Annotated in this window: 6 protein-coding genes and 1 pseudogene; 1 reads left to right on the forward strand and 6 read right to left on the reverse strand. The window is 70.3% G+C overall.

The genetic code is table 11. The annotated features are described in order from the left end of the window. The 5 genes and pseudogenes from ACIRDX_RS16995 to ACIRDX_RS17015 form a co-directional block, all read right to left on the reverse strand. Nucleotides 1-440, reverse strand: a pseudogene (locus ACIRDX_RS16995) (hypothetical protein); the annotation flags it as partial. A gap of 380 nt (nt 441-820) precedes the next feature. Next, nucleotides 821-3070 (reverse strand): IPT/TIG domain-containing protein, encoded by a 2250-nt coding sequence (locus ACIRDX_RS17000; protein WP_396626629.1) that lies wholly within the window; start codon nt 3068-3070, stop codon nt 821-823. Between the two features lie 309 nt (nt 3071-3379). Then, on the reverse strand, nt 3380-3463 hold the full coding sequence (locus ACIRDX_RS17005) for a hypothetical protein (protein WP_396626633.1): 84 nt from the start codon (nt 3461-3463) through the stop codon (nt 3380-3382). Nucleotides 3464-3470: 7 nt separating this feature from the next. After that, entirely contained in the window at nt 3471-5582 is a 2112-nt protein-coding gene (locus ACIRDX_RS17010) for an IPT/TIG domain-containing protein (protein ID WP_396626630.1), read from the reverse strand. Between the two features lie 112 nt (nt 5583-5694). After that, nucleotides 5695-8037 carry a hypothetical protein gene (locus tag ACIRDX_RS17015; protein WP_396626631.1) on the reverse strand — a complete coding sequence of 781 codons (2343 nt, stop codon included), beginning with the start codon at nt 8035-8037 and terminating at the stop codon, nt 5695-5697. On the opposite strand from ACIRDX_RS17015, the gene ACIRDX_RS17020 reads away from it, so the two are divergent. Further along, the gene (locus ACIRDX_RS17020; RefSeq protein WP_396626632.1) at nt 8036-9685 is read left to right on the forward strand and encodes a hypothetical protein; all 1650 of its coding nucleotides are present in this window, start codon (nt 8036-8038) and stop codon (nt 9683-9685) included. The two genes, ACIRDX_RS17015 and ACIRDX_RS17020, sit on opposite strands and share 2 nt — an antisense overlap. 131 nt (nt 9686-9816) lie before the next feature. Here the strand turns inward: ACIRDX_RS17020 and ACIRDX_RS17025 are convergent, their stop codons facing one another. After that, on the reverse strand, nt 9817-10146 hold the full coding sequence (locus tag ACIRDX_RS17025; RefSeq protein ID WP_396626634.1) for a DUF423 domain-containing protein: 330 nt from the start codon (nt 10144-10146) through the stop codon (nt 9817-9819). Between the last annotated feature and the right edge of the window lie 124 nt (nt 10147-10270).

The following is a 10270-nucleotide window of genomic DNA, read 5'->3' on the forward strand; positions in this document are numbered from 1 at the left end:
ACGCCCTTCTCGTTGTGGCCGCCGCGCATGTCGTTGACGGGCGAGGCCCAGATGCGTCCGCCGCGGAAGAGGCCGCCGCCCCAGTACATCGTGCGCTCGGCGATGATCGGCCCGGTGGCGGTCACGCGCAAGGCGATGCCGGCGCGATCACCGACGCCCGGAATCGACCGGACGTTGACGCCGGTGCGGCTCTGCGGCGCGAGGCTGACGCTGAAGGGCGCGATGGGCTCGCCGTCCTGCGTGAAGGCCGCGATCGTGACCTGCACCTGCTGCGTGTTCGGGTTGGCGAGCAGGAGTTCCTTCTCGAACCCGAGCAGCCCGCTCGTGGAGCCTTCGGCGAACAGCCACGTGGTGAAGTCCTGCGCCTGCGCCGGCCCTGCCATGAAGAACGCGACGGCCGCACAGACGGCGGCCCTCGCGAATCGTGTCGCTTGGAACATGCACACCCTCGTCAGAAAAGCCTGCGCCGGCACACGGAGACTGGGATTCCCCGCGCGGCGAAGGAGCGACCCTACTGTATCTGCGACCAGGCTGGTCCGCAATATCGACTCTTCGGGATACGGTCGGGATGAGCGAAGTGTATTACATGAAACGAATTTCGCGAAATGAGTAACAGGAGTGCGGCCGCCACGCGACCGGTCGGAACGAAAACGAGGGCGCTCCCCGCGAGGAGAGCGCCCTCTTCATTGCTCGGCCGTCGACCGTGGTGGTCTCCAGCCCTTCAAACCTTCAACCTTCAACCTTCAACCTTGAGCCTTCGTGCCTTTGGCCTTCGTCCTTCGCATCAGGCATTCCGGCATCGCAGCATCGCGGCATTCCCCTACCGGCATTCCGGGAACATCCACTCGCCGTTGTCGAACTTCGCGTCGCGGTAGCGCGCGATGCCGCACATCGGGTCCACGGTCCAGCGGCCGATGGCGCCAGCCGCCGCCGTGGCAGACGTCTGGTCGATCCAGAAGGGCCCCGGGCGGTTGCCGCAGTGGCCACCGATGATGTCGTAGATGCGCACGCTGGTGCTGTTGCGCATGTTGCTGCCCTCGGGACCGGTGTAGTAGTTGACGATGTCCTGCGACGGATCGCCGACGTTGCCGCGCTTCCAGTTGAGGCCCCAGCGGTTGGTCTGGTACTTCTGGCGCAGCGCCACCACCACCTCGAACATGAACGTGTTCGAGTTGGGGCTGCCCTTCTCGGTGCACGAGAACAGCAGCTCGAACGGGCGCGCGGCTGCGACCGACTCCACCAGGCGGTACTCGTCGCCGAAGCTGATCGGCCGCCAGGCGGCGTTCTTGTCGAAGTACTCGAAGGCCAGCGGCGCGACGATCGTCTGGCCGTTGGTCTCGACCGTCACGTCGACCTTGCCCGTCGACCCCGCAGGCGTGACGGCGCGGATCAGGTTGTCGTTCTCCACCTCGAACGACGCGGCTGGCTTGCCGCCGAACAGCACGCGCGTGCCGAGATCGTTGTGGCCGAACTCGCTGCCCTCGATCTCCACCACCGTGCCGCCGCTCGGCACGCCACGGTTGGGCGTGACGGTCAGCGTGGTGCCGGGCGTCGGCGGCGCCGCCGTCGGCGCGAAGAGCGGGAACCCGTCAGGCAGCGGCGTGCCGAGCGAGGCGTGGCCGGCGGTGAAGCCGTTGCCCCAGTAGACGACGCGCTCGACGACCAGCGGTTCGGTCGACGAGAAGAACGTCGCGAACTTCTCGTTGGCGAGCTCGGGGTAGAGCAGCGGCCACACGGTGGCGCGCGAGCGGGCCGGCACGTTCACCGTCTTGGTCACGCCGGTGTTGGCGCCCTCGGTGTAGAAGTACACCGTCACCACCGCGTCGGTGGACCCGGGGTTGTAGATGGGGAAAAAGGTGTTGAAGCGCCGCTTGTCGGTCTGCGACGCATCCTGGTACATCAGGAAGCCGCCCTGCAGGCCCTCGGCGAAGCCCCACTTGCGCGCCGGCGCGGTGGCACCAGCCGTGGCATGGCCCTCGAGCAGGCCGCGCCAGTAGACCGCGCGCTCGGCCACGATCGGCTGCGTCGCCGTGACTTCCATGGCGAACGCCTTGCCGGCGAGCGCCGGCACCGTCGACGTCGGCACGTTGTCGCGCGCCAGCGCCGGGATGGTGCGCGTGACCGTGGCCAGTTCCACGCCGCCGTCAGCGAAGAACTTGACCGTCACGGTGGTCGGCGTGCTGTTCTGGTTGAACAGCAGCAGGTAGGTGTCGAAGTTCAGCGTGCCGCCCTGGACGCCCTCGGCGAACATCCACGTCGCGTTCGGCTGCGTGATGCCCATCGCGGCATGGCCGCCGCGGATGCCGAACGGCGCGCCCGGGCCCCAGTACATCTGGCGCTCGGCGACCACCAGCTGCTTGGTGCCCACCGTGTTGTCGTCCACCGACTCGACGATGGTGGCAAAGCCGGCCTGCCCGGGCTGGAAGCGCGAGCTCAGGACGGACGTGGGCCAGAACGTGCGCCGCGCGTTGGCCGGCACCACATCTTCCTGCGTGACCGTCGTGCCCCTGTCGTCCAGGTAGCGCACGCGCACCTTGGTGGCGACGTTGTTCGGGTTGGCCACCGAGATGAACGTGTTGAAGAACTTGCCCTCGCCCTCGGCGAAGTACCAGGTGTAGGACCCGACCGGCACGCCCTTCTCGTTGTGCCCGCCGCGCAGGTCGTTGACCGCCGAGGTCCAGATCTTGCCGCCCCGGAACAGGCCGCCGCCCCAGTACATGGTGCGCTCGGCGATGATCGGCCCGGTGGCGGTCACTCGCAGGGCAATGCCGGCCCGGTCACCCACGCCAGGCATCGACCGGACGTTGACACCGGTGCGGCTGAGCGGATCGACCGTCAACTGGAAGGGGGCAATCGCATCGCCATCCTGTGTGAACGCGGCGATCGTGACCTGCACCGGCGTGTTGTTGGGGTTGGCGAGGAGGAGTTCCTTCTCGAACCCGAGGAGCCCACTGGTGGACCCTTCAGCGAACAACCACGTCGTGAAATCTTGCGCAGCGGCAGGCGTGGGGAGGGAGAGCGCGACCGTGGCTGCAAGCGCCATGGCCGCCAACTTCACGGCTCGGAACATGAACGGACCTCATGGAGAACGCCGCGTCAACCACCCGGTGGCCGGGACACCGACAGACGCGTTGGGACCCCTACTATAGGAGCCTTCTGGAACGGGCGAAAATGGTTTTTCTTGCCGCAGACCCTGCGAGCACGTCGATGACGGCAGGACGGCACCCCGGCGCCGCACTCATCCGGCTCGGCCGCTGCAAGAGCTGGGCCGGAACACGGCTGGGGCAGTCCGGGGGCATCCGGCGGCACGATGCCGACCGATCGTCCCCGTGTGCTGACGCGGCGCAGCGAGCGGTGTCCGGAATCGCTGCGGAACGAATTACCCGCACCGGCAGACCCGGACCTCCCCTCGCCGACGAATAGACGCATGAGCCCTGCTTATGGTCGGCCTATCCGAAGGCAGTGCGGCATCAGAGGTACTCGAACGTCCCGCGCGCCACGACCTGACCTCGCGTCACGACCGTGACGTTCACCTTGCCCGCCACGCCGGCCGGGGCTACCACGCGGATCTCGTTCCCCTCCACCTTCACGACCCTGGCCGCGGCCGTGCCGAAGAACACCTGGCTGCCGACCTCGATGACGCGGCCCAGGGCATTGTCGACCTCGACCTTCACCAGGGTGCCGCCGCGGGCAGGACCCCAGCGCGGCTCGATCTCGACCTTCGTGCCGGCCGTGGAGGAATCGTCGTCGCTGTCATCGGTGTCGTCGCTGCCACGGCCGCGTCCGCTGCCCGACCCCGTCGTGCCGGCCGCCACGTACTCGAAGGCCTTCGGCAGGACGAGCGTGGTGCCTCGCGTGATGATCGTGATGTCGACGGCGCCGAGGGCATGGGGCGGCGTGATGGCCTTGAGCTCGCGATCGTGCTCCACCTCGAGGCGCAGGGCCGGGACGCCGCCGAACAGCACCTGCGTGCCGAGTTCCGTGTTGCCGAAGCCCGCGCCCTCGAGTTCGACCTCGGTGCCACCCGTGACAGGACCGTGCGATGGCTCGATCTCGCGGATGGTGAGTCGCGGAGCCGCGGGCGCCGATGTGGCCGGTGTAAGCGCCAGGCTGTCGGGCAGCGGGATGCCGAGTGAGGCGTGTCCGGCCTTGTTGCCCTTGCCCCAGTACACGACGCGCTCGATCACCACGGGCTCGGTCGACGAGAAGAACGTCGCGAAACGGCGGTTGGCCAGTTCGTCGTAGAGCAGCGTCCACACCGTCTCGCGCGACTGCGCCGGCACGGTGATCGTCTTGCTCACGCCGGTGTCGCCGTCCTCGGTGTAGAAGTGCACGGTCACGGTCGCCGGCGTCATCCCTGGGTTGTAGATGGGGAAGAACGTGTTGAACCGGCGCTTGTCGTCATCGTCGTCGTCCTGGTACTTCAGGAAGCCGCCCTGCAGACCCTCGGCGAAGCCCCATTGCCGCGCCGGCTCGTTGGCACCGGCCGTGGCCGTCCCTTCCGACAGCCCGCGCCAGTACACGGCACGCTCGGCGACGAAGGCCTCGGTCGCCGTGGCGCGAATGGCGAACGCCTTGTTGGTGAGCGCCGGCAGTTCCCTGGCCCACACGCCGCCACGCGCCCCCGCCTTCACCGTACGGACGACTTGCGCGAGCTTCACGCCGGCCTGCCCGAAGAACTCCACGGTCACGTCGATGGGCGCAGGGGAGGGGTTGAACAGCAGCACGAACGTGTCGAACGACGGGTCCCCGCCAGGCGCGAGGCTGCCCTGGATGCCCTCGGCGAACAGCCACGTCGCGGCGGGCGCCGACACGCCCATCGCCGAGTGACCGCCACGGATGCCCGACGGTGCGCCGTCGCCCCAGTACATCTGCCGCTCGGCGACCACGTCGACGTCGGAGGTGACGATGGTGGAGAAGCCCGCGCGACCGGAGACGAGTCGCGCGCTCAGTACCGCCGTGGGCCAGAACGTGCGCCGCGCATGCGCCGGTACCACTTCGGCCTGCTTGACCTCGGTGCCGCTGTCGTCGCGGTACGACACCACCACGTTGGCCGGCGAGGTACCCGGGTTGGCCACCGAGATGAAGGTGTTGAAGAACTTGCCTTCGCCTTCCGCGAAGTACCACGTGCGGGCGCCGTCGTCGGTGCCGTGCTCGCTGTGGCCGCCGCGCATGTCGCTGACGCGCCCCCGGTAGCCCTTCACCTCCGGCCGGAAGAGGCCGCCACCCCAGTACATGGTCCGCTCGGCGACGATCGGCAGTGCCGACGTGAGCTTCAGCGCGATGCCGGCACGATCACCGACCAGGCTGCGGATGTGCTCGGTGTGTCGGGTGCGCGCCGCGATGGTGCGCGTGACGGGGACCAGCGCCTGTCCGTCCTGGGTGAAGAGCTCGAACGTGACCGTCACGGGCAGCGCATTCGGATTGCCGATCAGGATCTCCTGCTCGAAGCCGAACGCGCCGTTGGTGGACCCTTCCGCGAAGAGCCAGGTGGTGAGCGACGGGGGCGCCGCCGCGACGGGCGCCGTGACGAGCAGGGTGAGGGTGGCCAGCGCCACCGCGCAGAACGCATTGCGGAACATGCACGAACCTCGCAGAGGTCACGCGAGGGTCCGGCGCCACGCGCGCCTGGACACATCACGGACACATCAAGAGGGGGCGAGCGTGCGCCGGTGATATAGGGCGAGACGGGCCTCAACGATCGGCGGCCCGGAAGCTCCAGCCGCGCACGAGCAGGCCCAGCAGGCGAGGGTCGGCTCCGGGCTGACGTTCGATAGGTCGCCGCGTGCGCGTGGTGGTCAGCGTGAAGGTATTGGGGCCTGGCATGAGGTGCGCCGGGTCGACGCGCCACTCGTAGAGTCCGCGGATCGGGCGGAGCGGCCGCAGACCTGCGTCATGGCCATTGATGGCGAGGTGCACGGTGTCGTCGGGTTGCGGCGCCTCGGGCCCCTGGATGTCGACCGAGAACAGCAGCGGTTCGGCGTTGCGGAGCGCGAACAGCAGGTCTGCGCTGGCCCCAGCCATCCAGCGGAAGTGCCCCGTACCGGACTCGAACTCGACGTCGTGCCAGCCCCGTCCGAAGAACGGCTCGAGGCCGGGACCTACAGCCATCGTGACGGGGCCGCTGGCCAGGGAGATGGCGTGCAGCATCGGCCAGGCACCGCACACGCGGCCGGGCGCGGAGGCGCGCACGACGGCCTGCGCGACGGGGCCGCGCAGCAGGAGCCCCGCGACGCCCGCCGCGGGAAAGGTCAGCGAGACGCCCGCGCCCGGTCCGGCACTGAGCACGGGGCCCTCGGGTGTGGTCGGAGTGGCCAGGCGCACCGCGTCGTTCGCGGTGCCGGGGCGCGTGATTGCCACCTCCGCACGGCCCGCCTCAGTCAGGCTGATCCCCAGCGCGCCCATGGAGGTGAGCGCGGCAAGCGACGACTCGACGCCCGGGCGGATGTCGAGGCAGGGCAGGGCCGTCACCGCCTGGCTCCGCGCAAGGACGCCGTCGCCCAGGGGCGGTCCGTCGAGGTGCTCCGGGTCGGGGCCGCTGCGCCACGCCAGGAGGTCGCCACGCGTGCTGAAGAAGACGAGTGCCAGGCCAGGCGCACGCACGATCGTGGGCTGACCGCGTAACCAGACGTTGACATGTGAGATGTCGGCCTCGAGGCGCAGGTCGACCGGCGACCGTGTCTCCAGGCGGCCCAGTGGGTCGCCCGGCTGGACGTCGAGGCGCACCGACTCCGCCTGCGCGGCCTCGAGGCCTCCGACGCGCGCGCCGGTGACTCCGACCAGCGCATGGGCACGGGCCTGGCCGGCGTCGGCCAGCCGCAGGCCCACCCGCCCCAGCGATTGCCAGTGCGCCGGTGTGAGACGCCGCGCTGCCTCCTCCGCGATGACGGCCACCGTGACCACGCCGCGCGGCAGGCCGTCGAGCAGGCGCTCCACCGACGTGCCCATGCCGCCCTCGATGTCGTCGAGCGCCACGCCCTGCCAGCGCAGCGTGCCCTGGCCGTGCGCGCTGAGCACGACAGGATGGCGGCCCTCGGCGCTGGCGGCGGCAGCTCCTCCCAGCGGCACCAGTCGCGCTGCGGCGCCGTCGGGCGTGCGCGACACGAGCGCGCTCACCAGCGCGTCGCGAGCCGTCGATGCGGTGACGATCGGGGTCTGCGCCGACGCGCGGGCGGTCACGGCCTCGGCCCACGATCGCACCAAGGCCGCCTGCTGGTATTGGTGCCCCCACGGCACCTGCGCGGCGTGGAGGGCCACCCACGCGGCCAGGGCGACGACGGCCCAGCGGGGGGCGGGCGTGCCGCGCTCGTGGACCAACTGGGCCACGGTCGCGCCGGCGATCCACCAGGTCCACGGCAGCAGCGCGGCGGCGCGCACCGGCCCGGGGAGCGGCGTGGTGAGCAGGGCCACTGCCGCCAGTCCCAGCCAGACGCGGCGTCGCGGCACGCTGGCGGGCGCTCCGCCCAACCACGGTATGAGGAGTACGAGGCCGGGGAGACCGAGGTCGCCACGCACGAGGCGCAGCGTGTCGGCCAGCGTCGACTCCTGTCGCAACCGCGCCGTCGCTTCGGCCACCACGAGCAGCACCGCGAGGCCCATGGTCGAGCGCAGCCCTGGACTGCGAGGCGACGGAGTGTTACGGGAGGTGAGCCACCACAGCGTGAACGCGGTCGCCACCGCCAGGGGCGCCGCGCCAAGGGGCGAGGAGGCCTGCCAGGCCGACAGCGGGGCGGCCGCAGCCACCAGCGCCAGCAGGCCGGCCAGCAACGGCGACAGGCCCGCGTGGACGAGCGCGCTGGCCAGCAGCGCTGTGGCCAGCCCGGCACAGGCGCCCGCCACCAGGAGTGCCGCCGTGACCGGCACGGCGGGGGCGAGAATGCGGCCGAGGGTCACCTGCCACGACGCGATCGTGGCCTGGGCGCCGGGCAGCACCGCCTCCCACGCCGTTGCTGGCGCTGGCCCGACAGCGTGAGGCGTCCAGGCGTCGTGCGGAGCCGCCAACGCCACCGTCACCAGCACGGCGATCCCGGCCACCATGGGCCACACCTGGCGCGACGTGCGTACAATGCGCGAGGTCGGCCGGGCGCCCGCTGCGGGCCCGCCTGCCGATCCTGCCGATCTCGTGCTCACGCCTGTCCGTGCCTCGTCATCGCGCGCCATCTGGGCGGCCATCCTGGCCGCGGCGGCGCTGATTGTCCTTCGTTCCTGGGTCTTTCTCCAGTACGAACAGGCGGACTTCGATGCCGATCAGGCCATCGTGGGCCTCATGGCCATGCACCTGGCCGAGGGGCGTGCGTGGCCCCTGTTCTTCTACGGTCAGCTCTACATGATGGGCGTCCAGGCCTGGATGGCCGCGCTCGTGTTCCTCACGAGCCCGCCGACGGTGTTCGGACTCAAGCTGCCCTTGTTGATCCTGAACGTCGCGACGGGGGGCCTCCTGGTGTGGCTCCTGGTCCGTGACGCGGGCCTGCGCGCCTGGCAGGCGTTCGTGTCGGCGCTCTGGTTCGTCGCCCTGCCGCCGATCACCGCCAGCCGGATGGTGCAGGCCCAGGGTGGCACCATCGAGCCGCTGCTGTATGCGCTGCTGCTGTGGATGCTCCGGCGCCGGGCGCTCGCCTTCGGGCTGCTGTTCGCCTTCGGCTTCCTGCAGCGCGAGTTCACGCTCTTTGCCGCCGTGGCGATCGTCGCCGTCGAGGCCTGGACCGGCGAACTGTTCACCCGCCGCCGGCTCGCCCACTGGCTCGTGGTCCTGCTGGTGTTCCTGGGAGCGCGGCAGACGGTCACGTTGCTCAGGCACACGGCGTCGATGTTCGGGCCCGATGCGGCGCCGCCACGCCTGGCGGACGGCGTGACCAACGTGGACCTCGTCGCGAAGAGCGTGTGCCTGTCGCCCGGCGTGATGGCCGGCAACGTCGGCTGGCTTGCCGGGCACAACGTGCCGACCTTCTTCGGCGTGCAGGCGCAGCCCCCCGGCGCCCTCATCCTGTCTGGCCAGCCCTCGGGAGTGCCGTGGGCGGCGTGGCCGCTCGGGCTTGCCTGGCTCACGGCGTGCGGTCTGGTGGTTCGCCGAGGAAGCCGATGGCTGCCGCCGTTGCGCGCGCCCGACGACCCGCGTGTCCTGTTGCCGGTGATGCTCGTGCTCACCGGCATCCTGGGCCTCGCCGGCGTGGCGACCGGCTGCAACATCCGGAGCCTGTTCACGATCCGCTACCACCTGCTCCTCGCGCTGGCGCCCGTCGGACTCACCGCGCTCGCCTTCGTGCTACGCGGCCCCTCAGGGACGACGTCGCCTTCGTCGTCGGCGCTGCCGGGCGGCGACAGGTGGATGTCGGTGATGAGTGCCGCGGTGGTCGTGTGGGCCGCGGCGATGACGTGGACTCACGTCCAGTTGCTGCATGAGTACCGCACCAGCCCGCCGCCAAGTGCGTACCGCGTCCTCGCCGACGATCTCGTCGCGCAAGGCGACCGCTACGGCTGGGCGTCGTACTGGGTGTCGTACCACGTCGACTTCCTGTCGCGCGAACGCGTGCAACTCTCGCCGACCTCAGCGATCCGCATCAGTGAGTACGCGCGGCAGGCGCTGAAGGCCGGCCCTCGGGCCACGGTCGTGGGGAACGAGCCGTGTGCCGCCGGGGACCGCACGTCGCGGAAGGTGCTCGACTGGTGGGTCTGTCGGCGCGACTGAGCCGGCAATTTGAGATTGGAAGTTTGAAATTCCCGGTGGCTCGGCCTTCGGCCTTCGCTCGCCCGGGAACTCCGAGGGGCAGCGCGGCGAGAGCCGCGCGCCCGCGAGAATTTCAGATTTCCAATTTCAAATTACCAGCGCACACGCAGCGCCAGGATCGTCCACGCGGCGATCCACGCGACGCCCCCCAGCGGCGTGACTGCGCCGAGGGCGCGCACACCGGTCAGCGCGAGCAGGTAGAGGCTGCCCGAGAAGAGCAGGATCCCCACCACGAAGAGCAGGCCGGCGAGGCGTGCCGCGCGCCCCTTGTCTTCGCCCGCCAGCCACGCGGTCACGAACAGGGCCAGGCCATGCACCAGGTGATACCTGACGCCCGTCTCGTAGATGGCGAGCAGGTCCGGCGTCAGGCGACTCTTCAGCCCGTGTGCACCGAAGGCGCCGAGGGCCACCCCGAACGCCATGGCGAAGGCCCCCAACCGGACGAGCCGCGCGCGATCAGATACGGACGACACCGTGCCTCCTCGTGAGGAACCAGGCGGCGGCCAGGCACAGCAGGACGCCGTTGAGGGTGAGGGCCATCGGCAG

It is taken from the genome of Luteitalea sp., from assembly GCF_044337415.1.
Taxonomy (GTDB): Bacteria; Acidobacteriota; Vicinamibacteria; order Vicinamibacterales; family Vicinamibacteraceae; genus Luteitalea.

Bases quoted from the DNA above. Each gene is read 5' to 3' on its own strand.
- ACIRDX_RS17000 (WP_396626629.1), bottom strand. From the start codon at position 3,070: ATGTTCCGAGCCGTGAAGTTGGCGGCCATGGCGCTTGCAGCCACGGTC.
- ACIRDX_RS17010 (WP_396626630.1), bottom strand. From the start codon at position 5,582: ATGTTCCGCAATGCGTTCTGCGCGGTGGCGCTGGCCACCCTCACCCTG.
- ACIRDX_RS17020 (WP_396626632.1), top strand. From the start codon at position 8,036: ATGGGCCACACCTGGCGCGACGTGCGTACAATGCGCGAGGTCGGCCGG.
- ACIRDX_RS17015 (WP_396626631.1), bottom strand. From the start codon at position 8,037: ATGGTGGCCGGGATCGCCGTGCTGGTGACGGTGGCGTTGGCGGCTCCG.
- ACIRDX_RS17025 (WP_396626634.1), bottom strand. From the start codon at position 10,146: ATGGCGTTCGGGGTGGCCCTCGGCGCCTTCGGTGCACACGGGCTGAAG.